We start from the raw sequence: 23,369 nt of genomic DNA on the forward strand, positions 1-23,369 counted from the left end.
GTCTCTTGCGCACCTGTCACAAACGACGGGAAGCCGGCGATGGGAAGGTGGTGACCCCTACGGGAATCGAACCCGTGTTTCAGCCGTGAGAGGGCCGCGTCCTGACCGCTAGACGAAGGGGCCATGCCATGGGCGATGCCATGCCGAATGGCACGCCCCCGGTGGTGACCCCTACGGGAATCGAACCCGTGTTTCAGCCGTGAAAGGGCCGCGTCCTAACCGCTAGACGAAGGGGCCGCCTCGGGAGGCGAGGCGCGCACTTAGGGGCGGTCGCGGGCGCGGTCAAGCCTCGGGTGAACGCAAGCGGGACCGCCGCCCGATCAATCGGCCCAGGCAGCATCCTCGAGGTGCAGTTCGGCTTGTGGACGGTCGCCCCAGTCGTCGATCTTTGCGCGGCCTGCCAGCCACAGGCTGCGTCCGCGCGATCCATGCAGAAGTGCCTGTCCGAGCGGAGTTTCGGCCGCGCGGAAGGCGATGGCCTTGAAACTGCGCCCGTCGTTTCCGGCCGCGATGGCGCGTACATGGTCGGCGCCCACGACGTCGGCCTTGACCAGCCGTACCGGGCCGATTGCGACGCGCGGCCCCGGCCATCCCATGCCGAAGGGACCTGCCGCATCGAGTGCCTCGACGAGATCGGGGGTCAGCCCACCGGGCGCCAGCGCCAGATCGAGAGGCATTGTTTCGCCCTCCTTGGCGCGCGCCACCGCCGCGCCGAGGCGCGAATCGAGCCAGTCGGCGAGGGCGGCCATCTTGCCCGCCTCGACGGTGAGACCGGCGGCCATGGCGTGTCCGCCGCCGGCGACCAGCAGGCCTTCCTCGCGCGCCGCGATAATCGCCGCACCCAGGTCGACACCGGCGATCGAGCGCCCGGATCCCTTGCCGGTGTCGCCGTCGAGCGCGACGATCAGCGAAGGCTTGCCGGTCTTCTCCTTGATCCGGCCCGCGACGATGCCGATCACGCCCGGGTGCCAGCCACGACCCGACAACACATGCACCGCCCGGTTGTGCTGGCCTTCGAGCATGGCCTCGGCCGCAGCCTGCACCTCGGTTTCGATCGCGCGGCGCTCGTCGTTGAGCTGCGACAACTGCGCGGCGATGTCGGCAGCCTCGTCCGGATCGTCGGTCGTCAAGAGGCGCACGCCCAGCGTCGATTCGCCGACGCGGCCGCCGGCGTTGATGCGCGGGCCGAGCGCGAAGCCGAGATCGCTGCAGGCCGGCGCGCGCTTCAGTCGGCTCGCATCGATGAGGGCCGCCATGCCGGTATTGGCCCGGCGCGCCATGACCTTGAGACCCTGCGCGACGAAGGCGCGGTTCAGGCCGCGGATCTGAGCGACATCCGCCACCGTGCCCAGCGCCACGAGATCGAGCAGCGCCATCAGGTCGGGTTCGCGCCGGTCGCCCGCGAAGAAGCCGCGCGCGCGCAGGGTCCGCACCACGGCTACTGCCAAAACGAACGCGACGCCGACCGCGGCCAGATGGGCATGGGTCGCGCCTTCGTCACTCTCGTCCAGGCGATTGGGATTGACCAGCGCGGCCGCGATCGGAAGCTCGGCGCTGCATTTGTGGTGATCGACGACGATCACATCGACACCGGCAGCATGGGCCTGTGCCAGCGCATCGTGCGCCATCGCGCCGCAATCGACGGTGACGATCAGGCTCGACCCCTCTTCGGCGAGGCGGACGAGGGCTTCGCCGCTCGGCCCGTATCCTTCCAGCAGGCGGTCCGGAATGTAGTAGCGGGCCGAATGGCCGAGATCGCGCAGCAGGCGGACGAGCAGCGCCGCGCTGGTCGCGCCGTCGACGTCGTAGTCGCCGTAGACCGTCACGGTCTCGCCGCTGACGACCGCCTGCGCGATCCGCTCCGCCGCCGCGTCCATGTCGCGAAAGACGCTGGGATCGGGCAGGAATGCGCGCAACGTCGGCGAGCGGTGGCGGTCGAGGTCCTCGCGCGCCACACCGCGCGACAGCAGGAGCTGGGTAACGACATCGTCCATCGCGCCGGTAGCATTGCCCAGTTCCATATTGCCGCCGCGCCACCGCCAGGCCTTGCCGGACAGGGAGCGCGCGACACCGAAGACCGGGCTGAGCGATTGGGTTGCCATCCTGCCAGCCTAGCCGACCGCCGCCTCGCCGCATACCCGCGCGCCATTGACAATCGACAGGGCACCGCGATCCTCGCAGGCATGAATCGCCCGCTCCTCATCGTCTGGTACAGCCGCACCGGAGCGTCCGAGGCGATGGCACGTGCCGCTGCGGACGGTGCCGGCGATCGGGCGCGGCTGATGCGTTGCGACACCGTGGAACCGGCCGACCTGCTCGGCGCGGCCGGTTATCTTTTCGTCTGCCCGGAAAACCTCGCTTCGATGAGCGGGCTGATGAAGGAGATGTTCGACCGCTGCTATTACCCGGCGCTCGGGCGGATCGAAGGCCGTGCGTATGCAACGCTGATTGCCGCAGGCTCCGACGGCGAGGGGGCGCAGCGGCAGATCGATCGCATCGCGACCGGGTGGCGGCTGCGACGGGTGGCGGAACCTGTCATCGTCGGAACGGAAGCGCAAGGTCCCGACGAAATCATGGCGAACAAGGTCGTGCCTCCCGCTCGATTGCAGGAATGTCGCGAACTCGGGGCGGCCCTTTCCGAAGGACTGACGCTGGGACTGTTCTGATCGCGCACTGATTTGTGTCCGATCCGGATACGCTGGCCTGTGGAGGACTCGACGAACCGGTTGTTTCGGGGCAGGTTTTCTTCTCAACCCGCGTACATCGGAACCACGCCCATTTCTGACTGCGACGACCAGGCAAGCGGTGCCGCAACCGGTGCGATCGTGCTGCTGTTCGCGCGCGGGTCGCGCCCCGATGCGCTCGGCGTGGCCGAGGCCGTAACGGCCATCCCCCGCGCATCCGCCAGCCACGAACTGGATGTCGTGGACGGCGTACCGCACGGTCTCGAGCTACTGCGCGACGGAATGACCTTCGACCTGCAGGGTCTTGCCCCCGGTGACGGCGCGACCTTCGCGCCGCCGCGGCACCGGTTCGGCATCGCCGGCGACGCTGCTTCGGAAGGGTGGGAAGCGGTAACCCTGCGCCCGGGACCGCACATTGCGGCAGGGGCCCGGACCATTCCGGTCGTGCGAACGTTGGCGGGTCTTGCAGCCGAACTCGGCGCGCGGCTCGTGGCCGCAAGCGGCGTCGCTTGGTCGCCGGCGGGGTCGGTCTCCGGGCCCGCCTTCTTTGCTTCCACCGTCCGCGCATGGCTCGATGGCGGAGCTTTCCCGGCGCTTGGTCTCACCGCATTTGCGCCGGACGAGAACGACCGGCTTTGCAGCGAAGGTCTGGCATGGTTCACCGGACAGGAAATTGTCCTGACGGGACCGCTGGCCGACGACCGCGCCGCGGCGATCCGGCTCGGTGTGCATCTCATCGACCAGTTGATCGGACGCGGTCCCCTCAAGACAAGTGAAGCCATCGTAAGCCCTTACAAAGATCGCCTTATTCTCGAGCCCGCAGACGGAGGCACGGTGATCGCGGTTCGCCGCGGTTGAGGGCGAGGCTGCTACCTGCTTACGGCGTCTTGGCGGCGAGCTCCGACAGGGCGGCCTGATACTCGGCCTCGAGCCGGTCGACGCGGGTCGCCACGCTTTCGACCTTGCCGACCATGCCGACGCCTTGGCCAGAGCCCCAGATGTCCTTCCATGCCTTGGCCTCGGTGTTGCCGCCGCTGCCGAAGTTCATCTTGCTGGGGTCGCTGACCGGAAGGTTGTCGGGATCCATCCCGTTCGCTTCGATCGAGCTGCGCAGGTAATTGCCGTGCACCCCGGTGAAGAGGTTCGAATAGACGATGCCGTCCGCCTTCGCCTCGACGATCGCATCCTTGTAGCGCTGGTCGGCGTTGGCTTCCTCGGTGGCGATCCAGGGGCTCCCGATGTACGCGAAGTCCGCCCCCATCGCCTGCGCGGCCAGCACCGAACGGCCGTGCGCGATCGAGCCCGACAGGGCGACGAGCCCGTCGAACCAGGTGCGGATTTCCTGCAGCATCGCGAACGGGCTGAGCGTTCCGGCATGCCCGCCCGCACCGGCTGCGACGGGGATGAGGCCGGTCGCGCCCTTCTCGATCGCCTTGTGCGCGAAGCGGTCGTTGATCACGTCGTGGAGGGTGATGCCGCCCCATCCGGCGACCGCCTTGAAGACATCCTCCTGCGCGCCCAGCGAGGTAATCACCATCGGCACTTGCCACTTGGCACAGACCGCCATGTCCTCGTCGAGCCGGTTGTTCGAGCGGTGGACGATCTGGTTCACCGCATAGGGCGCCGCGGGCCGGTCGGGGTTGGCGCGGTTGTGTTCGGCCAGCTCCTCGGTGATGCGGTGGAGCCATTCGTCGAGGACGCCACTGGGCCGCGCGTTCAATGCCGGGAAGCTGCCGACGATGCCCGCCTTGCACTGCGCGATGACCAGTTCGGGGCCCGAGACGATAAACAGCGGCGACCCGATCACGGGCAGGCGCAGGCGGTCGAACGGGGCGGGCAGGGTGGTCGGCATCGTCAGCTCCGGTTTTGGTTTGCAACCGGACTAGAGCAGGTGCTCGATGCCGTAAACCCGCGCCGCGGTGCCGGCGAACACGTCGCGCTTCTCGCCGTCCGACGCGCCGTTAGCGAGGCGTTTGAAGGCGTTCCACAGGACCGGGTAGCTCGCGCCCCAGCGGTCGACGGGATAGTTGCTTTCGAACATCGCGCGGCTCGGGCCGAAGGCTTCGATGCAGGTCTCGATGTAGGGCTTCCACATCGCCGCCAGTTCCTCGCTTCCGAGCCCCGCCGCGGGGCCGCGATCGGGCAATTGGCAAAACGCCATGGCGAGCCCGCCCAATTTGACGGTAACATTCTCGCACTCGGCGACCGCGCGGATGCTGGTGCGCCAGCGGTCGAAGTTTTCCTCCAGCTTGCCGCGATAGCTCGCGATGCCGAGCGGGGTTCCGCAGTGGTCGAGGACGATCGGCTGGTCGGGGAATGTCTTCGCAAGGTCGATCAGGTCGCCGAGTTGCGGTTCGAGCAGCCATGCGTCGAAAGTCAGGCCGCGGGAGGCGAGCTCGGCGAACCCTTCGCGGAACTTGTTATCCAGGTACAGACCGGCGGGATGGTGGAACGGAGGGCCCAGCACCTCCGGATCGGCGTCCCATGCGGCGGCATGGCGGATGCCGACGAAACGGGGCGAGGCGGCGCTGAGCGCGTCGAGCACCATGCCCGCGCCGCTGCCCATCGTGAGATCGGCATGGCCGACGATCGCCGCGCATGGGCGGTAGTTTCCGTATAGCCCGCTTGCGCCCTGCGCCGCGACGCCGTTGACGAACTCGACCTCGCCGACGGTCTTCAGTTCGTCGCCGCGGCTAGCGTCGTAGAAGGCGCCGCATTCCATGAATACCGTGCCGACGACGTTGTGGCCCGACTGCGTATCGGCCTGCAATTCGTCGAAGGTGTAGTACGCCGCACCCACGATCGCCTCGAGGAAATCGTGCCGCGGTTCGGGAAAGGCCCCCACCAGCGGGCGCAGATCCCACAGGTGGTGATGCGGATCGATGATCGGCAGATCGGGTTCGAGGATCGTTTCGGTCATCTGGCGCTCTCCCGCAGGGCCTCGTTTGCTTCAGGGCATGTCACACTTGTCACAGTGTGCAGAGGGATGGAAGGCGGGCTGGGTGGAGGCTGACGCCGATCGTAAGGTTGAAAGAGGAGTTGCCGCTCATCCGAATGGTTTATGCGACACGATAGGCTGTAGGAAAGCGTAACGTGGGCTTCCCAACCTCACAGCAGTCTTTTCCCAAAATCTCGCGGGGAAGATAGCGGGACCCCGGGTCGAGCCCGGGGTGACGTCGAAACGCGGGCGAGGCCCTCAAATCATAGTCGCCCCGGCCTAGAGCCGGGGTCCCGCTTTTATTGCGGCGTGGCGTCAGTGCAGAACCTTGAACAGATCGTCCCACTCCGGATTGGTGCGCTCGATCAGGTCGAATTTCCATTCCCGGCGCCAGCGCTTGATGCGTTTTTCGTGGGCGATGCAGGATTCGATGGAGTCGCTTGGGTCGGCCCAGACCAGCCGTGTGGCCGTATCGTGCGCAGAAGTCGGAGCCCCTCCCGGTGCGGTGCTGGTGGATACGGACGGCGAGGTCGGAGGTAACGCCGACGTACATCGTGCCACGGTAGCGGTCGGCCATGATGTAGACCCGTCCGCCGCGTATTTCCCGGTCCATGGGTGCTGTGAAGGTGAAGCGGGACCCCGGGTCGAGCCCGGGGTGACGTTGATGGAGAGAAACTCATTTCACTTCCTCGTCGCCCCGGCCCCCGAGCCGGGGTCCCGCTTACCTTGACGCAACCGCCGAATTCGCCGCGCTGAGGATCGCGCGCACGCTCGCGGTCGCGACGTCCTCGTCGATGCCGCAGCCCCAGATCGTTCGGCCATCCCCGGTAGCGCACTGGACGTAGGCAGCCGCGCGGGCGTCGGAACCCTTGGAAAGTGCGTGTTCGGAGTAGTCGAGCACTTCGAGGTCGATCCCGAAGGCATCCTTCAGAGTCGCGACCACCGACGAGATGAGGCCGTTGCCGCGCCCGCTGACGCTCTGCGCCTTGCCTTCGACCTCGATCGTCCCGGCGAACACGCGGGTCCCGTCGCTGGCGCGGGTCTCCTCGTAATCGACGAGCTGGAACCGCTTGCCCGAGGTTTGCACGTGGTAGGTTTCGCGGAAGGCCTGCCAGATGTCGGCGGCGCCCAGTTCGCGCCCCAGATCGTCCGCCATGCGCTGAACGGCCTTCGAAAAGTCGGCCTGCATGGCCTTGGGCAGCTTGAGGCCCTGGTCCTGTTCGAGCACCCAGGCGAAGCCGCCCTTGCCGGACTGGCTGTTGACGCGGATCACCGCTTCGTAGCTGCGGCCGAGGTCGGCGGGATCGATCGGCAGGTAGGGGACACGCCAGCGCTCGTCGTTCTGCGTACGTTGCGCCTCGAACCCCTTCTTGATCGCATCCTGGTGGCTGCCCGAAAACGCGGTGAACACCAGCTCGCCGCCATAGGGGTGACGCTGGTGGACGGGGATCGCGTTGCAGTATTCCACCGTCTCGATCACCCGGTCGATGTCGGAGAAATCGAGGCCCGGATCGATTCCCTGCGTGTACATGTTGAGCGCGACGGTCACGAGGCAGCAGTTGCCGGTGCGCTCGCCGTTTCCGAACAGGCAACCCTCGACCCGGTCGGCACCCGCCATCAGGCCGAGCTCCGCCGCCGCAACCCCGGTGCCGCGATCGTTGTGGGTGTGGAGGCTGATCACCACGCTCTCGCGGTTCGGCAGGTTGCGGCAGAAGTATTCGATCTGGTCGGCGTAGATGTTGGGCGTCGCCGCCTCGACCGTGGCGGGCAGGTTGAGGATGATCGGGCGCTCGGGGGTGGGGGCCAGCACCTCCATCACCGCCTCGCAGACCTCGATGCTGAAATCGAGTTCGGCGGTAGAGAAAGTCTCCGGGCTGTACTGGAAGTGCCACTCGGTGCCGGGGCGCTTGGCCGCTTCGTCGCGCATCACCTTCGCGCCCGCGACCGCGACGCCGATCACCTCAGGCTTGCTCATGCGGAACACGATGTCGCGCCACGCGGGACTGACCGCGTTGTAGAGGTGGACGATCGCCGCTCGCGCGCCGTCGAGGCTGGCGAAGCTGGTGCGGATCAGGTCCTCGCGGCTTTGCGTGAGGACCTGCACGGTCACGTCGTCGGGGATGCGGCCCGAGTGGACGAGGCCGGCAATGAAATCGAACTCGGTCGCGCCGGCACTGGGAAAGCCGACCTCGATCTCCTTGACGCCGATCTCGACGAGCAGATCGAAGAAACGGTTCTTCTTCACCGCGTCCATCGGGTCGACGATGGCCTGGTTGCCATCGCGCAGGTCGGTGCTGAGCCAGCGGGGCGGGGCGGTGATCGTGCGGCCGGGCCATTGGCGGTCCTGCAACGGAACCTGGGGGAAGGCGGCGTACTTGGCGCTCGGGCTCTTCAGCATGGGGGTACTCGCGGTCGATCTCTGCTTCGGTGGGGCGGCGGTCCCTTGGGCGCGGCGCGCGCCGGTCAGGCAGCGCGGCCGGTCACGCCCAAGGGCGGGTAAGTCGAAGCGGTAGAAGGGCCGCGCTGCGGATCATGCCCCTCCCATGCGCGATGCGCGCGGGAGGGGCAAATGTTTCAGTTGCAACTGGTGGGCGGGTGCCCGTCAGCCGCAGCGGGCCGAACGGATGATGTCGGATCCCTTGTCGATACTCACATTGAGGCGTTCGACGCGGTAGTCCTTCGTCACGATGCTGTCGGGGTAGAGCCAGCGGATCGTCCCCGCGCCGGTCGCCTTGCCGACCGCGGTGCGGACAGCCGGGGTCGCGGCCTTGCCGATCCATGGCTGCACCTTGTCGGCGTTGCAGGCGTTGGGGCCCGGGTCGGGGCGGGCCTGCGGTTCGCCGGCTTCCTTCTCGAACGCCGCGGTGAGATTGAGCTCCACTTCGTCCGACACCAGCGGCAGCGCGCCGTTGATCCCGAAATCGGAGCGACGGATGAGGGCGCGGCCGGAGAAACCGACCGTTTCCGTCCCCCGCATCGCGCCCGCGCCGGTGAAGCGCGCCTGGATCGCCACCGGCTTCGTGACGCCGTTCAGCGTCAGGTTGCCGAGGATGTAGGCGCCCATGCCGTCCGCGCTCGGCTGGACCGAAGTCGAGACGTAGCGCGCGGCCGCTTGGTCCGGACCGAAGAAATCGGGCTTGCCGCCGTCCTTGCCAGGGCGGACGAGATGCTCGTTGAGCCCGGCGCTGGCGGTCACCGGCTTGATCGGGATCGTCACGTCGAGCTTCGATCGGGCGGGGTCCGCCTTGTCGAGTATGAGCGTCCCGGTCACGTCGCCGAACAGGCCGAAATAGTCGGAGAACCCGAGGTGATCGACGGTCCACCCGACGAGGGTGTGATTGGGATCGGCGGTGTAGGTCCCGCCGCTGACGCGGGCGGGGTCGGCACTGCCGGGCTTTTCGGTGGGCATCTGCGCGATGGCCGCGACCGAGGCGAGCGCGAGGGCGCCGCCAATCCAGAATTTAGCTGTCATGTCCGCTCTCCTGTCTGTCCGGGATAGTGCGGGCAGGCTACTAATTGACCGCCTTGTCGACCAGCTTGTTCTTGCCGATCCACGGCATCATGGCGCGCAGCTTGGCACCGACCTGTTCGATCGGGTGGGCCGCGGCGGCCTTGCGGCTGGCCTTGAGTTCGGGCTGGCCTGCGCGGTTGTCGAGCACGAAGTCCTTCACGAACCGGCCCGACTGGATGTCAGCGAGCACGCGGCGCATTTCGGCTTTGGTCTCGTCGGTGATGATCCGCGGGCCGGTCTTGATGTCGCCGTATTCGGCGGTGTTGCTGATCGAGTAGCGCATGTTGGCAATGCCACCTTCGTACAGCAGGTCGACGATCAGCTTGGTTTCGTGGAGGCACTCGAAGTAAGCCATTTCGGGCGCGTATCCCGCCTCGACCAGCGTCTCGAACCCCGCCTGGATCAGGTGGGTGATGCCGCCGCATAGCACCGCCTGCTCGCCGAAAAGATCGGTCTCGCACTCTTCCTTGAAGTTGGTCTCGATTACGCCCGACCGGCCGCCGCCGACGCCGCTTGCATAAGCGAGCGCGATGTCGTGCGCGTTGCCGGTCGCGTCCTGGTGGACCGCGATGAGGCAGGGCACGCCGCCGCCCTTCTGGTATTCGCTGCGCACCGTGTGGCCGGGGCCCTTGGGCGCGATCATGATGACGTCGATGTCGTCGGGCGCCTCGATCAGGCCGAAGTGGACGTTGAGGCCGTGGGCGAAGGCGATGGCGCTGCCGGATTTCATATTGCCCGCAAGATCGTCGTTCCAGATCGCGGCCTGGTGTTCGTCGGGGGCGAGGATCATGACGATGTCGGCCCACCGAGCCGCCTCGGCATTCGACATGACCGTAAAGCCGGCCGCTTCGGCCTTTTTCGCGGTGGCCGAGCCTTCGCGCAGCGCGATAGCGACGTCCTTCACCCCGCTGTCGCGCAAATTCTGGGCATGGGCGTGGCCCTGCGATCCGTAGCCGACGACGGCGATCTTCTTGTCGGTGATCAGGTTCAGGTCGGCATCGGCGTCGTAGTAGACTTTCACGTTCAATCCTCACGTCATCCCAGCGGAAGCCGGGATCGGGTGCCGCAAGCGCGCACCCGGTTGCAAGCGATCCCGGCTTTCGCCGGGATGACGATATCTTTCAGGCCCCTTCGGCCCCGCGCATCATTCCGACGATACCGGTCCGGCCGACCTCGACCAGCCCCAGTTCGCGCATCAGCGCAATGAAGCTGTCGATCTTTTCTGGCGCGCCGGTGATCTCGAAGATGAAGCTCTCGGTGGTCGTATCGACCGGTTTCGCACGGAACACGTCGGCGAGCCGCAGCGCCTCGACCCGGTGTTCGCCGGTGCCGGCGACCTTCACCAGGGCCAGCTCGCGCTCCACGTGCGGGCCTTCCTCCGTCAGGTCGACCACGCGGTGTACGGGCACCAGCCGTTCGAGCTGGGCGTGGATCTGGTCGATCACCGCCGGCGGTCCGTTGGTGACGATGGTGATCCGGCTTACCGCATGGTCGGTGCTGATGTCGGCCACCGTCAGGCTGTCGATGTTGTACCCGCGCGCGGTGAAGAGCCCGGCGATCTTGGCGAGGATGCCGGCCTCGTTGTCGACGGTGATGGCGAGCACGTGGCGCTCGGCGCTCTGTTCCTTGATATGCATTGCGCCGGCGCCCCTAGACCAGTGCCTTGGCTTCGTCGTCGAGCGTGCCCGCGACCATATCGCCGTGCAGCAGCATGTCGGTGTGCGCCGCGCCGCTGGGGATCATCGGGAAGCAGTTGGCCTCCTTGCTGACGAGACAGTCGACGATCACCGGGCCGTCGTGGTCGAGCATCGCCTGGATGCCGGCGTCGAGCCCGGCCTCGTCGGCGATCCGGATGCCCTTCCAGCCGTAGGCTTCGGCGAGCTTCACGAAATCGGGCAGGCTATCGCTGTACGAATTCGAGTAGCGGCTCTCGTAGGTCAGCTCCTGCCACTGGCGGACCATGCCCATGTATTCGTTGTTGAGGATGAAGATCTTGACCGGCAGCCGGTACTGGCTGGCGGTGCCGAGTTCCTGGATGTTCATCTGGATGCTCGCCTCGCCCGCGATGTCGATGACGAGGGCATCGGGATTGCCGAGCTGCGCGCCGATCGCGGCGGGGAGGCCGTAGCCCATCGTGCCGAGCCCACCGCTCGTCAGCCACTTGTTGGGGCCGAAAAAGCCGAAATACTGCGCCGCCCACATCTGGTGCTGGCCGACCTCGGTGGTGATGATGGGGTCGTGCTCGCGGGTGAGGGCGAACAGCCTCTCGACCGCCTTCTGCGGCATGATCTCGGTGCGCGATTCGGGATAGGCGAGGCTTTCGCGCGCGCGCCATCCGGCGATGCGCGCCTTCCATTCGCCGAGGTCCTGCCCCTTGCGGTTGCCCCACGCGGCGACGAGCTGTTCGAGCACCGCCGCGCAATCGCCGACGATGCCGAGGTCGACGGGCACGATCTTGTTGATGCTGGCCCGGTCGATATCGATGTGAATCTTCTTGCTGTCCGGGCTGAACGCATCGAGCCGGCCGGTCACCCGGTCGTCGAACCGCGCGCCGATGTTCACCATCAGGTCGCAGCGGTTCATCGCCATGTTGGCTTCGTAGGTGCCGTGCATGCCCAGCATCCCGAGCCAGTCGGGATGGTCGGCAGGCAGCGCGCCGAGGCCCATGAGGGTGCTGGTAACGGGCGCGCCGGTGAGGTCCTGCAGCTTGCGCAGCAACTCGGTCGCGCGGGGCCCGGAATTGATGATCCCACCGCCGGTGTAGAAGACAGGGCGCTCGGCCGCGGCGATCATCTCCACCGCCTCCAGCACCTCGTCGAGCGGACCGGTCGAGGGGGCTGCGTATCGGGCCGAAGGAAGCGGGGCGGTGTCCTGCCCGTCCCAGCTGGCGTTCGCGATCTGCACGTCCTTGGGAATGTCGATCAGCACCGGGCCGGGCCGGCCGGTGGTGGCAATGCGGAACGCTTCCTCGATCGTTGCGCGCAGGCGGGCGGGATCCTTCACGAGGTAGTTGTGCTTCGTGCAATGGCGCGTGATGCCGATGGTGTCGGCTTCCTGGAAAGCATCGGTTCCGATCAAGGCGGTCGGCACCTGCCCGGTGATGACGACCATCGGGATCGAATCCATGTAGGCGTCGGCGATGCCGGTCACCGCATTGGTGGCCCCCGGGCCGCTCGTCACGAGCACGACGCCCGGCTTGCCGGTGCTGCGCGCGTAGCCTTCGGCGGCGTGGGCCGCGCCCGCTTCGTGCCGGACGAGAATGTGGCGGATGCCGCCCTCACCCTTGTTAGCTTCCGAAAACAGTTCGTCGTAGATCGGCAGCACGGCGCCGCCGGGATAGCCGAAGACGAATTCGACCCCTTCGCGGGCGAGGCATTCGATCAGGATCTGCGCGCCGCTGCGCTCTTCCACGGTAAGCTTCCTTCGTTTCGGCCCGTTGCCATGGCCATCAATAAAACGACCCGGCGCGGAGGGGGGATCGCGCCGGGTCGGGTCTCACTTGGAGATCGACCGCTAAGCGACATTAAATGTCATGTCAACATCAATCAGGACAATAAACTTTCAACTGCATCGTCCCTTTCGCAATCTTCCGCTCCGATCCGGGGCCAATCCGCTGGGGGCTGGTGCCGGAACCAGGTCGCCTGCCGCTTTGCATAGCGCCGCGTGGCGAGTTGGCCCGCAACGATTGCTTGGCTTTGCGAAAGCTCCCCGCGCAGCCATCCGGCAAGCTCGGGCACGCCGATCGCGCGCATGACGGGACGGGACGGGTCGAGCTTGCGGGCGAGCAGCGCCTCGACCTCGGCTACGGCGCCGCCTTCCACCATCGACGCGAACCGGCGATCGCAGCGTTCGGCCAGCCATTCGCGCTCCGCGGTCAGGATCAGCGGACGCAGTTCTACAAACGCGCCAATGCCGCCCTCGCGCCGCGCCTGCCAATCGGCAAGCGACCGGCCGGTCGAGCGCACGACCTCGAGCGCGCGGGCGACGCGCGTGGTGTCGGCGGGGGCGAGACTGGCGGCGCGCGGCGGATCCTCGCGGGCAAGCGCGGCGTATGCCTCGGCAACCGGCAACGCGCGCACCGCCTCGCGAACCTCCGGGTCGATCGGCGGTACGGGCGCGATCCCGTCGACAAGGGTGCGCAGGTACAGGCCCGTCCCGCCCACCAGGATGGGCAGCTTGCCATCGCCGTGTGCCGCGTCGATCTCGCGCCGGGCCGCAGCGGCCCAGTCGGCGGCCGAACACGCGGACGCCCCGACCCACGTGCCGAACAGGCGATGCGGCACGCCCCGCATCTCGTCGGCGGTGGGCCGCGCGCTCAGGACCGCGAGGTCGGCATAGACCTGCGCGCTGTCGGCGTTGATTACCACCGCATTGCCGTGTGCGATGGCCAGCCGGACGGCGAGATCGCTCTTGCCGCTGGCGGTCGGCCCTGCAATGAGCGCGACCTTCGGTTTCCCGCCCTCGTTCGGAGATTGCACCGTGCTCATCGCGCGCCTGATAGCAGACCCCGCGACGCTTGAAACGCGGCTCGACGCCGCTATCGCCGCGCTGGAGGGGCAAGGGCTGCGCGTGGCGATGGCCGGGATGCTCGATTTCTGCGGCGACGTACTGCAGGTGAGCCTGCCCGAAGGCGATCCGGCCACCCTGCGCCGTCTGCTGGACGCTCACTTCGCCCCCGCCGACCTGTTGGTTGCGACCGACGAGATCGCGGTGCCGCATCTGTTCGTGTCCGACATGGATTCCACCATGATCGGGCAGGAGTGTATCGACGAACTGGCCGACTTCGCGGGGCTGAAGGACCGCGTCGCTGCGATTACGGAGCGGGCGATGCGGGGTGAACTCGACTTCGCAAGCGCGCTGGCGGAACGGGTCGGGCTGCTGGCCGATCTGCCCGAGGAGACGATCGCGACCTGCCTTGCCGATCGTATCCGCCCGAACGATGGTGCGCGGACGCTGGTGGCGACGCTGAAGGCGCGTGGGTGCCGCACGGTGCTGGTCACCGGGGGCTTCCACCATTTCGCCGATCCGGTGGCCGAAACGATCGGTTTCGAACGGGTGGTCGGCAACCGGCTGGCGGTGGCGGACGGCAAGCTGACCGGAATGCTCGCGGGCGGAATCACCGACAGCGCGGTGAAACAGCGCGTGCTGGAAGAGGAAGCCGCGCGCATCGGCGACCACGCCGTTTCCCTCGCCGCCGGAGACGGGGCGAACGACATTCCGATGCTGCAGGCCGCGACGTACGGCATCGCCTACCGTGCGAAGCCCAAAGCCCGGGATGCGGCCGACGGCTGGATCGATCGCGGCGATCTCACCGCGGTGCTGTCGCTCCTCGGCATCCCGCGGGAGCAATGGGTCACGGCGTAGTCCCTTTCCAGTTGCGGTTCGCAACGCTATATTGACAGTTCTGTCAGTAGAGCGAGCCGACATGACCGACCAGCAAGCCATCCCGCCCGCCGATCCGAACCTCGCCTGCGCGCCCGACGGAACCGTGTTCCGCAACCCGGCGCGCCCGCAGCCGAAGCGGAACGTGCGCAAGGCGCTCCACAATTTCCGCGAGCTGATCAAGGACAAGGAAAACACCGCGCTGGTGTTCGGCATCTACGAGGCGCTGCCTTCGAAGGCGTTCCTTCCGCGCGCCCGCGAGTTGACGCTCAGCGAGACGGGCCAGGCGCTGCGCGCGGCGGAGCCATTCCTGCCTCCGATCCTCGACGACCATGCGGAACTGCGCAAATTGCCTGCCGGATCGGTCGCGCATGCCTATTGCGACTTCATGGAGCGCGAAGGGCTGTCGGCGGCGGGGCTGGTGGCCGAATCGGAAAAGGCGGGCCGGCCGCAGTACGACGATCTCATCCAGTGGTACGGGTTTCGCCAGCGCGATACCCACGACCTGATGCACGTGCTGACCGGGTACGGCCGCGACGCGCTTGGCGAACAGTGCGTGCTGCTGTTCACTCACGGCCAGCAACCTGCGCCCGGGCACCTGCTGCTCGGCTATGCCGGGGCGCTCAACATCGTAAAGCAGGTCAAGAGCAAGGCGCCCGTGTTCAAGGCGGTGCGCGAGGCGCATCGCATCGGCAAGGCCTGCCCGCCGCTCGTCGCGATGTCGATCCGCGATCTCCTCGCGATGGACCTAGTCGAAGCGCGCAAGGCGCTCGGGATCACGCCGGCGAAGTGGTACGCCGAGTGCCACCGCGTCTGGAAGAGCGAAGGGGTCGATCCCTACGACCTGCTGGGCAAGCAGATGCAGGAGCAGAAGCTGGCTGCCTGATCGCCTGGCGAGCGGGATCTACCTCAGTTCGCCATCCAGTCGTGGAAGAAGCTGTCGCTGGCCTCGCGCAGGTCGGCGAGGGACACCGAGTCCGTGCCCACCGTCAGCGAATCGCCGCCGGTCGTGCCGATCTTCTCGAAGGGCACCGCCGCACGATCGAGTTCGACCTCTGCCGCGACGGTCACGATATAGCGGCCCTGGCTTTCGTTGAAGGCGAACGCGGTATCCATCGCGTCGATCGTGGCGCCGATGCCGCCCGCCAGCGCCATCTCCGCCAGCGCGACGAGGAGGCCGCCGTCGCTCACGTCGTGCACGGCCGTCACCTTGCCCCGGGCGATCAGATCGCGGACGATCTCGCCGAGCTTGCGCTCCTCGAACAGGTCGACGCGGGGGGCATCGCCGTCCTCGCGTCCGTGCAGTTCGCGCAGGTAGAGGGACTGGCCGAGTTCGGGGTAGTGCGCGCCCAACGCAAGCACGGTCTCGCCCTCCGCCTTGAACCCGATCGTCGCCATGTGCGCGTAATCCTCGATCACGCCCACTCCGCCGATCGCGGGGGTGGGCAGGATCGCGCTGCCGCCGCCGGTCGCCTTGCTCTCGTTATAGAGGCTGACGTTGCCGCTCACGATCGGGAAATCGAGCGCGCGGCAGGCGTCGCCCATGCCTTCGAGGCAGCCGGTCAGCTGCGCCATGATCTCGGGCCGCTGGGGGTTGGCGAAGTTGAGGCAGTTGGTCACCGCCAGCGGCTTCGCGCCGACCGCGCAGAGGTTGCGATACGCCTCCGCGATCGCCTGCTTGCCGCCTTCGTAGGGGTCGGCATAGCAGTAGCGCGGGGTGCAGTCGGTGGTCATCGCCAACGCCTTGCGCGTGCCGTGGACGCGCACGACGGCCGCATCGCCGCCCGACAGCTGAAGCGTATCGGCACCGACCTGGCTGTCGTACTGCTCCCATATCCACCGGCGGCTGGCGAGGTCGGGGCTGGCCATCATTTTCAGAAGGTCCGCGCCGATGTCGGTGCTCTCGGGCACCTCGCCGAGCGGTGCGACCCTGGCCCATGCCTTGTAGTCCTCGCGGCTCATCGCCGGACGATCGTAGAGCGGCGCGTCGGCGGCGAGCGGACCCAAGGGAATGTCGCACACGACCTCGCCCTGCCATTCGAGCACCATGTGGCCCGTGTCCGTGACCTCGCCGATCACCGCAAAATCGAGCTCCCACTTGCGGAAGATCGCTTCGGCTTCCGCCTCGCGGCCGGGCTTGAGGACCATGAGCATCCGCTCCTGGCTCTCGCTGAGCATCATCTCGTAGGGGGTCATCCCCTCTTCGCGGCAGGGGACGTTGTCCATCACGAGGCGGATGCCCGCCTTGCCGTTGGTCGCCATCTCGACGCTTGAGCTGGTGAGGCCCGCCGCGCCCATGTCCTGGATCGCGACGATCGCGTCGGTCGCCATCAGTTCGAGGCAGGCCTCGATCAGCAGCTTCTCGGTGAAGGGATCGCCGACCTGCACGGTGGGCCGCTTCGCCTCTGCATCGTCGCCGAAGTCCGCGCTCGCCATCGTCGCGCCGTGGATGCCGTCGCGCCCGGTCTTGGAGCCGACATAGACGATCGGATTGCCGAGCCCGGTCGCAGCAGAATAGAAGATCTTGTCCGCATCGGCGACGCCGACGGTCATCGCGTTGACGAGGATGTTGCCGTCGTAGGCCGGGTGGAAGTTCGTCTCGCCGCCCACGGTCGGCACGCCGACGCAGTTGCCGTAGCCGCCGATGCCCGCGACGACGCCCTGCACCAGGTGCTTCATCTTCGGATGGTCGGGCCGGCCGAAGCGCAGCGCGTTCATGTTGGCGACGGGGCGCGCGCCCATTGTGAATACGTCGCGCAGGATGCCGCCCACGCCGGTCGCCGCGCCTTGATACGGCTCGATGTAGCTCGGGTGGTTGTGGCTCTCCATCTTGAAGATGGCGGCCTGGCCATCCCCGATGTCGATCACGCCCGCGTTCTCGCCCGGGCCGCAGATCACCCACGGCGCTTCGGTGGGCAGCTTCCTGAGGTGCAGGCGGCTCGACTTGTAGCTGCAATGCTCGGACCACATGACCGAGAAGATGCCGAGCTCGACGAGGTTGGGCTCGCGTCCCATCGCGTGGAGGACGCGCTCGTATTCCTCGGGGCTGAGGCCATGGGCCTCGACGACTTCGGGGGTAATGTCGGCCATGCGCGCGCCCTTAGCCGCGCAGCGTTCGGGGGGCTAGCCCCGCCGGTACCGCGACGGACGACGTTTCCCCAGCCGCGCCCCATGCGGAGCCGCGCGGCAGCGGCAGGCGGCTTGACCGTCCGCGTGCGCAGCGTCAATGCAGACGGCGATGGCAGAGGAAACCCCCGACATTTCGGCGATGACGTTCGAGGACGCGCTCCGCGCGCTCGAGGACGTCGTGCGCAAGCTGGAAGGCGGCGAAGTGCCGCTCGACCAGTCGATCTCGCTCTACGAACGCGGCGAGGCGCTGCGCAAGCATTGCCAGGCCCGGCTCGATGCGGCGCAGGCACGGATCGAGAAGATCGTCGCCGGCCCCGACGGCGCGCCGAGCCACACGGTCCCCTTCGACAGCGATGGCTGACATGGCGACCGTGGACGGCGGCCTGCTCGCCGGCGCGCTGGCGCGGATCCAGCAGGACGCCGATGCCGCGTTCGACGCCTTCCTTCCCGTCCCCGACGATACCCGCGCGCCGCTGGTCGAGGCGATGCGCTACGCCGCGATCGGCGGGGGCAAGCGGCTGCGGCCGCTGCTTACGGTGGCGGTGGCGTCTATGCACGGGGTTGCCCACGACGCCGCCGTCAGAGCCGGATGCGCGGCCGAGGCGATCCACGTCTATTCCCTGATCCACGACGACCTGCCATGCATGGACGACGACGACCTGCGCCACGGCAAGCCGACGCTGCACAAACAGTTCGACGAAGCGACCGCCGTGCTGGCGGGCGATTCGCTGCACGCGCTGGCCTTCGAGATCCTCTCGATGCCGGAAACCGCCGGCGACCCCTTCGTGCGCGCCGAACTCGTCGCCGCGCTGGCGGGGGCGAGCGGATGGGGCGGAATGGCGGGCGGCCAGATGATGGACATCGCGGCCGAAAGCGGCGGCGACCACGACCTCCACACCATCACCCGGCTACAGCAACTGAAGACCGGTGCCCTGCTGGGCGCGTCGGTGGAAATGGGCGCGATCCTCGGCCGCGTGCCGGAAGAAGGGCGCGGGGCGCTGCGAAACTACGCGCGCGACATCGGCCTCGCCTTCCAGATCGCCGACGACCTGCTCGACGTGGAAGGCGACGAGGAGATGGCCGGCAAGGCACTGCGCAAGGATGCAGGCGCCGGCAAGGCGACCTTCGTCGAACTGATGGGGGTGGAGGCGGCCCGTACGCAGGCGACCGCGCTGGTGGAACAGGCGATCGGCCATCTGGCCGGTTACGGCGAGGAAGCCGACCTGTTGCGCGAACTGGCGCGCTACATCGTCGAAAGGGATCACTAGGTGGCGGACCGCATCGGCATATATCCCGGCACTTTCGATCCGATCACGCTCGGCCACATGGATATCATCGAACGCGGCGCGAAGCTGGTCGACCGCCTGATCATCGGCGTCACGACCAACATGGCCAAGTCGCCGATGTTCTCCGACGAAGAACGCATCGAGATTGTGAAGCGCGAGACCGCCGGCATCGCCAACGCCGAGGTGATGGGGTTCAATTCTCTGCTGGTCGATTTCGCCGGAAGAATGGGCGCGGCGACGATCATCCGCGGCATCCGCGGCGTGACCGACTTCGAATACGAGTACCAGCTGACCGGCATGAACCGCCAGCTCAACGAGGACGTGGACACGATCTTCCTGATGGCAGACGTCAGCCTGCAACCCATCGCGAGCAGGCTGGTCAAGGAAATCGCCATCTACGGCGGCGACATCTCGAAGTTCGTCACACCGGCGGTGGAAACGGACGTGCTCGCCCGGGTGCCGGCGCGCGGCTAACCATTCATTGTAACGACAGTCCGCCGCAGCTAGAGGCGCGGGCCAAACCGACACGCAAATTGCCATGGGACTTCGCATGCTGAACCGACTGATTGCCGCAGGCGCTCTCGCCGCGCTCGCGCTCGGCGCCGCCACTCCGGCTTTCGCCCAGGATGCCGCCGCGGGCGAGACGCAGGCCGCGGTCCAGACCGAAGCGACCGCCGCGGCTCCCGCCGGTCCGCGGGTCTACAAGCTCGTCGACTTCAACGTCGCCGAGGATCCGGAGAACATCCTGCTGCTCGACCTGTCGAACGGCAAGCGGGTGGCGATCCGCCTGATGCCCGACTGGGCGCCCGCCCATGTCGAGCGGATCAAGGCGCTGACCCGCGCCGGCTTCTACGACGGCGTGATCTTTCACCGGGTGATCGAAGGGTTCATGGCGCAGACTGGCGACCCGACCGGGACGGGGCGCGGCGGGTCGGAGCTGCCCGACCTCAAGGCCGAATTCAATCCGATGCCGCACGTGCGCGGCACCGTCTCGATGGCCCGCGCGGCGAGCGACGATTCGGCCAACAGCCAGTTCTTCATCGTGTTCTACCCGCGCTTCAGCCTCGATCGGCAGTACACCAACTTCGGTCGCGTGATCGCCGGAATGGACGCGGTCGATGCGATCAATCGCGGCGAACCGCCGGCCGATCCGACGACCGTGGTTCAGGCCTCGATCGCATCGGACGGCAAGCCGCAGAAGTTCGCTCCGGTCGCCGCGCCCGCCTCCGCGATCACCGCCGACATGCTGAGCGCGCCCCAATCGAACTGACAGGCTAGGGGGCGCGTCGATGCGCGTCGACCTTTTCGATTTCGAGCTTCCGCCCGAACGAATTGCGCTGCGTCCGGCGGTGCCGCGCGATTCGGCGCGCATGCTCGTTGCTGAGGGCGGAGTAATAGCCGACCGGCTGGTATCGGACCTGCCCGCGCAACTGCGGCGCGGCGACGTGCTCGTCTTCAACGATACCCGCGTCATTCCCGCGCAACTCGAGGGGCGGCGCGGCGAGGCGAAGATCGGCGCGACCCTGCACAAGCGGATCGACCTGAGGCGCTGGCAGGCCTTCGTCCGCAACGCCAAGCGTCTGCGGCACGGCGACGAGGTGGTGTTTCCCGCCGGCGTGACGGCAACCGCGGAAGAGCGGCATGCCGACGGATCGTGGACCCTTGCCTTCGCCGGTGAGGAGCCGGTCGAGGTGCTTCTCGAGCGGGCGGGGACAATGCCGCTGCCGCCCTACATCGCGGGCAAGCGCCCGACCGACGAGCGCGACCGCAGCGATTACCAGACGATGTTCGCCCAGCGGGACGGCGCGGTCGCCGCGCCCACTGCGGCCCTTCATTTCACGCCCGGCCTGATCGCGGCGCTGGATGCGGCGGGCGTACTGCGCGAAACGCTGACGCTCCATGTCGGCGCGGGGACCTTCCTGCCGGTGAAGGCCGAGGATACTGCGGACCACGCGATGCACGCCGAATGGGGCCGGATCGACGCCGCCACCGCCGACCGGCTCAATGCCGCGCGAGCGGCGGGGGGCCGGGTGATCGCGGTCGGCACGACTTCACTCCGCCTGCTAGAAAGCGCGGCAGACGACCGCGGCATTCGCGCGTTCGAAGGCGACACCTCGATCTTCATCACGCCGGGCTATCGCTTCCGCGCGATCGACGGCTTGATGACGAATTTCCACCTGCCGAAATCGACGCTGTTCATGCTGGTCAGCGCCCTGATGGGCCGCGAAACGATGCAGGCGGCCTACGCCCACGCAATCGCGGACGGGTACCGCTTCTACAGTTACGGGGACTCGTCACTGCTGCTGCCCTGACGCGGGATCAGCGTCTGCGTATCGAGCAATCGGTCGATCAACCCGTCTTCGGGCGCCAGCCGTCCGTCCAGCATCAGCATCGCTATACCGTGTGCGATGGCCCAGGCCCGCAGCGCCAGCGTCTCCGCAGCAGGACCGCCGCCCGTCAATTCAACGGTCGTGCGCCGCAGGAGGTCGCTCGCGGGATCGCTCGCCTTGCTCGGCGAGGGGAAGGCTGGTCCATGGGCAAAGACCAGCCGAAAAAGCGCGGGGTGGGCGAGGGCGAAGCGGACATAGGCCCGGCCCGTTCCGGCGAACCCCGCGATCCCGCCGCCGGCTTCGTCGTATGCGCTCTGCTGCGCAGCGCCCAGCATGTGGACCCCTTCCTCGCCGATCGCCGCCAGGAGCGCGTTCTTGTCCGGGAAGTGGCGATAGACCGCCGCGGGCGAGACCCCCACGGTGCGCGCCAGTTCGCGCAGGCTCGGCAAGGTGCCGTCAGCCCCTTCAATGGCCTGCATGGCGGCGCCGAGCAGAGCCGAACGAAGCGATCCGTGATGATAGGCGGTTTCCGATGTTGACACTGTTTACTTCGCTGCTATGTTGACGCTGTTCACTTCCAACTAGAAGGGCGTTCCGACTATGGCAAGCGTACTGGAAAAGACTATCCGCTCAGCGGTCACCGCCGGCGTCGGTGCGGTCGCGGGGCTGAACCGCAAGCGGCTGGACGGCGAAAACGCCTTCATGCGCGGCATCCACACGCCGATGGCCGAAGAACTCACGCTGCAAGACCTGCCTGTCACTGGGACCATTCCCGCCGAACTCGACGGCCGCTACGTCCGCATCGGGCCCAATCCGCACTACGGCGAGGCGAAGGGCCATCACTGGTTCGTAGGCGACGGCATGGTTCACGGAGTGAAGCTATCGGGCGGCCGGGCCGAATGGTACCGCAACCGCTACATCCGTTCCAACCGGATCGAGGAACGCGCCGGCCTGAAGGCCGCACCCGGACCGCGTCGGGGCATGAGCGATACGGTCAATACCAACGTCGTCCAGTTCGCGGGCCAGACGCTGGCGATGGTGGAGGCCGGTTCCTACCCCGCCATCCTGTCGGACGAGCTCGAGACGATCGCCTACAGCGACTTCGGCGGCGGCCTCGCCGGATCGTTCACAGCCCATCCGCACGAGGACCCGGCGACGGGCGAATTCCACGCGATCTGCTACGACGCCACGCAGCCCAAGCGGATCACACACGTCGCGCTCGGCGCCGACGGCAAGGTCTTGCGCGAACTGCCGATCGCAGTGGAGAACGGCCCGTCGATCCACGACTGCGCCGTGACCGAAAACTTCGTCCTGATTTTCGACCTGCCGGTGACGTTCTCGATGAAGGCGCTGATCGCCGGGCAGCAGTTCCCCTATCGCTGGAATGCCGCCCACCGCGCCCGCGTCGGCCTGCTCCGCCGCGACAGCGACACGGTGAGCTGGCACGATGTCGATCCGGCCTACGTCTTCCATGTGGCCAACAGCTACGAAGAAGATGGGGGCCGGGTCGTGGTCGACGTCTGCGCCTACGAGACCATGTTTGACGGCGACATGGCCGGACCATTCGGCAAGCCGCTGGGCCTCGAACGCTGGACGATCGAACCGGCAAGCGGCGCCAAGGTCGAGCGAGCGCCGATCGACACCGCCCCGCAGGAATTCCCGCGCTGCGACGAGCGATTCTTCGGCCGCCCCTATCGCTTCGCATGGTCCACCGGCTTGCCGCAGGAAGGCGATGAGGAGTTCTTCGCCGCCGCGCCGCTCATCCGCCACGACCTGGAAACGGACGAGAAGACCGAACGCAATCTCGGCGAACACGCGGTGCCCGGGGAGTTCGTCTTCGTCGCGCGGTCGGCGGATGCCGAAGAAGGCGACGGTTGGCTGATGGGCTACGTCATCGACCGAGCGTCGGGCACCACCGACCTCGCTATCATCGATGCCACCACTCTGGCCGATGTCGCGCGGGTGCATATCCCGCATGTCGTCCCGCCGGGCTTCCACGGCAACTGGATGCCTGCCTGACGGGTGTTCCCCGTTGCCCGGCGTTCATGAAACCAGCGTGCGCGTCGTCCGTTGGACATCCATCAGGACGAACGACCGAGGACGAAAGCC

The 23,369-nt window shown here is 67.3% G+C and carries 21 protein-coding genes, 2 tRNA genes and 1 pseudogene; 10 read left to right on the forward strand and 14 right to left on the reverse strand.

The features are described from left to right. Positions 1-48: 48 nt before the first annotated feature. The 3 genes from D4766_RS13340 to recJ all read right to left on the reverse strand — a co-directional run bounded on the left by D4766_RS13340 (position 49) and on the right by recJ (position 2,102). Positions 49-123 (reverse strand) — tRNA-Glu (locus tag D4766_RS13340). Positions 124-162: 39 nt separating this feature from the next. After that, positions 163-237, reverse strand: a tRNA-Glu gene (locus tag D4766_RS13345). Between the two features lie 83 nt (positions 238-320). Beyond that, entirely contained in the window at positions 321-2,102 is a 1,782-nt protein-coding gene (recJ, locus tag D4766_RS13350) for a single-stranded-DNA-specific exonuclease RecJ (protein WP_120717887.1), read from the reverse strand. A gap of 81 nt (positions 2,103-2,183) precedes the next feature. Between recJ and D4766_RS13355 the strand changes: the two genes are divergently transcribed. Next, on the forward strand, positions 2,184-2,666 hold the full coding sequence (locus D4766_RS13355; RefSeq protein WP_120717888.1) for a flavodoxin family protein: 483 nt from the start codon (positions 2,184-2,186) through the stop codon (positions 2,664-2,666). Positions 2,667-2,825: 159 nt separating this feature from the next. Beyond that, the gene (locus tag D4766_RS13360) at positions 2,826-3,542 is read left to right on the forward strand and encodes a hypothetical protein (RefSeq protein WP_162935779.1); all 717 of its coding nucleotides are present in this window, start codon (positions 2,826-2,828) and stop codon (positions 3,540-3,542) included. A gap of 19 nt (positions 3,543-3,561) precedes the next feature. Here D4766_RS13360 and D4766_RS13365 read toward each other — a convergent pair whose 3' ends face one another. From D4766_RS13365 to miaA, 9 genes and pseudogenes are all read right to left on the reverse strand, one after another. Next, a complete protein-coding gene (locus tag D4766_RS13365; protein WP_120717890.1) occupies positions 3,562-4,536 on the reverse strand; it encodes an NAD(P)H-dependent flavin oxidoreductase in 975 nt (324 codons plus the stop codon). 30 nt (positions 4,537-4,566) lie between these two features. Beyond that, entirely contained in the window at positions 4,567-5,604 is a 1,038-nt protein-coding gene (locus D4766_RS13370) for an amidohydrolase family protein (RefSeq protein WP_120717891.1), read from the reverse strand. 333 nt (positions 5,605-5,937) lie between these two features. Then, positions 5,938-6,235, reverse strand: a pseudogene (locus D4766_RS14090) (GIY-YIG nuclease family protein). A 108-nt stretch (positions 6,236-6,343) separates the two neighbouring features. Next, positions 6,344-8,020 (reverse strand): 2-isopropylmalate synthase, encoded by a 1,677-nt coding sequence (gene leuA / locus D4766_RS13380; protein ID WP_120717892.1) that lies wholly within the window; start codon positions 8,018-8,020, stop codon positions 6,344-6,346. A gap of 204 nt (positions 8,021-8,224) precedes the next feature. Beyond that, positions 8,225-9,094 carry an I78 family peptidase inhibitor gene (locus D4766_RS13385; RefSeq protein ID WP_120717893.1) on the reverse strand — a complete coding sequence of 290 codons (870 nt, stop codon included), beginning with the start codon at positions 9,092-9,094 and terminating at the stop codon, positions 8,225-8,227. A 40-nt stretch (positions 9,095-9,134) separates the two neighbouring features. Continuing rightward, a complete protein-coding gene (gene ilvC / locus D4766_RS13390; protein WP_120717894.1) occupies positions 9,135-10,154 on the reverse strand; it encodes a ketol-acid reductoisomerase in 1,020 nt (339 codons plus the stop codon). A 100-nt stretch (positions 10,155-10,254) separates the two neighbouring features. Further along, positions 10,255-10,770, reverse strand: coding sequence for an acetolactate synthase small subunit (ilvN, locus tag D4766_RS13395; RefSeq protein ID WP_120717895.1), 516 nt, complete (start codon positions 10,768-10,770; stop codon positions 10,255-10,257). A gap of 13 nt (positions 10,771-10,783) precedes the next feature. Further along, positions 10,784-12,544, reverse strand: a complete 1,761-nt coding sequence (ilvB, locus tag D4766_RS13400; protein ID WP_120717896.1) for a biosynthetic-type acetolactate synthase large subunit — start codon at positions 12,542-12,544, stop codon at positions 10,784-10,786. Positions 12,545-12,678: 134 nt separating this feature from the next. Continuing rightward, positions 12,679-13,620 carry a tRNA (adenosine(37)-N6)-dimethylallyltransferase MiaA gene (gene miaA / locus D4766_RS13405; RefSeq protein WP_120717897.1) on the reverse strand — a complete coding sequence of 314 codons (942 nt, stop codon included), beginning with the start codon at positions 13,618-13,620 and terminating at the stop codon, positions 12,679-12,681. On the opposite strand from miaA, the gene serB reads away from it, so the two are divergent. Together serB and D4766_RS13415 are read left to right on the forward strand one after the other, a co-directional pair. After that, positions 13,613-14,497: a phosphoserine phosphatase SerB gene (gene serB, locus D4766_RS13410; protein ID WP_120718244.1), complete on the forward strand. Its 885-nt coding sequence runs from the start codon at positions 13,613-13,615 to the stop codon at positions 14,495-14,497. The two genes, miaA and serB, sit on opposite strands and share 8 nt — an antisense overlap. A gap of 61 nt (positions 14,498-14,558) precedes the next feature. After that, positions 14,559-15,401 carry a Coq4 family protein gene (locus D4766_RS13415; protein ID WP_120717898.1) on the forward strand — a complete coding sequence of 281 codons (843 nt, stop codon included), beginning with the start codon at positions 14,559-14,561 and terminating at the stop codon, positions 15,399-15,401. Positions 15,402-15,424: 23 nt separating this feature from the next. Here D4766_RS13415 and purL read toward each other — a convergent pair whose 3' ends face one another. Continuing rightward, a complete protein-coding gene (gene purL, locus D4766_RS13420) occupies positions 15,425-17,605 on the reverse strand; it encodes a phosphoribosylformylglycinamidine synthase subunit PurL (protein ID WP_120717899.1) in 2,181 nt (726 codons plus the stop codon). A gap of 148 nt (positions 17,606-17,753) precedes the next feature. Between purL and D4766_RS13425 the strand changes: the two genes are divergently transcribed. From D4766_RS13425 to queA, 5 genes are all read left to right on the forward strand, one after another. Next, positions 17,754-18,005 carry an exodeoxyribonuclease VII small subunit gene (locus D4766_RS13425; protein WP_120718245.1) on the forward strand — a complete coding sequence of 84 codons (252 nt, stop codon included), beginning with the start codon at positions 17,754-17,756 and terminating at the stop codon, positions 18,003-18,005. 1 nt (position 18,006) lies between these two features. Continuing rightward, on the forward strand, positions 18,007-18,912 hold the full coding sequence (locus D4766_RS13430; protein WP_407701498.1) for a polyprenyl synthetase family protein: 906 nt from the start codon (positions 18,007-18,009) through the stop codon (positions 18,910-18,912). Then, entirely contained in the window at positions 18,913-19,404 is a 492-nt protein-coding gene (gene coaD / locus D4766_RS13435; protein WP_120717901.1) for a pantetheine-phosphate adenylyltransferase, read from the forward strand. It abuts the gene before it with no gap. A gap of 76 nt (positions 19,405-19,480) precedes the next feature. Next, positions 19,481-20,200: a peptidylprolyl isomerase gene (locus tag D4766_RS13440; RefSeq protein WP_120718246.1), complete on the forward strand. Its 720-nt coding sequence runs from the start codon at positions 19,481-19,483 to the stop codon at positions 20,198-20,200. Positions 20,201-20,219: 19 nt separating this feature from the next. Then, positions 20,220-21,242: a tRNA preQ1(34) S-adenosylmethionine ribosyltransferase-isomerase QueA gene (queA, locus tag D4766_RS13445; protein ID WP_120717902.1), complete on the forward strand. Its 1,023-nt coding sequence runs from the start codon at positions 20,220-20,222 to the stop codon at positions 21,240-21,242. Here queA and D4766_RS13450 read toward each other — a convergent pair. Beyond that, positions 21,212-21,802, reverse strand: coding sequence for a TetR/AcrR family transcriptional regulator (locus tag D4766_RS13450; RefSeq protein WP_234024823.1), 591 nt, complete (start codon positions 21,800-21,802; stop codon positions 21,212-21,214). The two genes, queA and D4766_RS13450, sit on opposite strands and share 31 nt — an antisense overlap. A 58-nt stretch (positions 21,803-21,860) precedes the next feature. Here D4766_RS13450 and D4766_RS13455 point away from each other — a divergent pair, with 58 nt between their 5' ends. Further along, a complete protein-coding gene (locus D4766_RS13455; protein ID WP_120717904.1) occupies positions 21,861-23,279 on the forward strand; it encodes an 8'-apo-carotenoid 13,14-cleaving dioxygenase in 1,419 nt (472 codons plus the stop codon). Positions 23,280-23,369: the final 90 nt, after the last annotated feature.

Origin of the sequence: Tsuneonella amylolytica (assembly GCF_003626915.1) — a bacterium.
Classification (GTDB): domain Bacteria; phylum Pseudomonadota; class Alphaproteobacteria; order Sphingomonadales; family Sphingomonadaceae; genus Tsuneonella; species Tsuneonella amylolytica.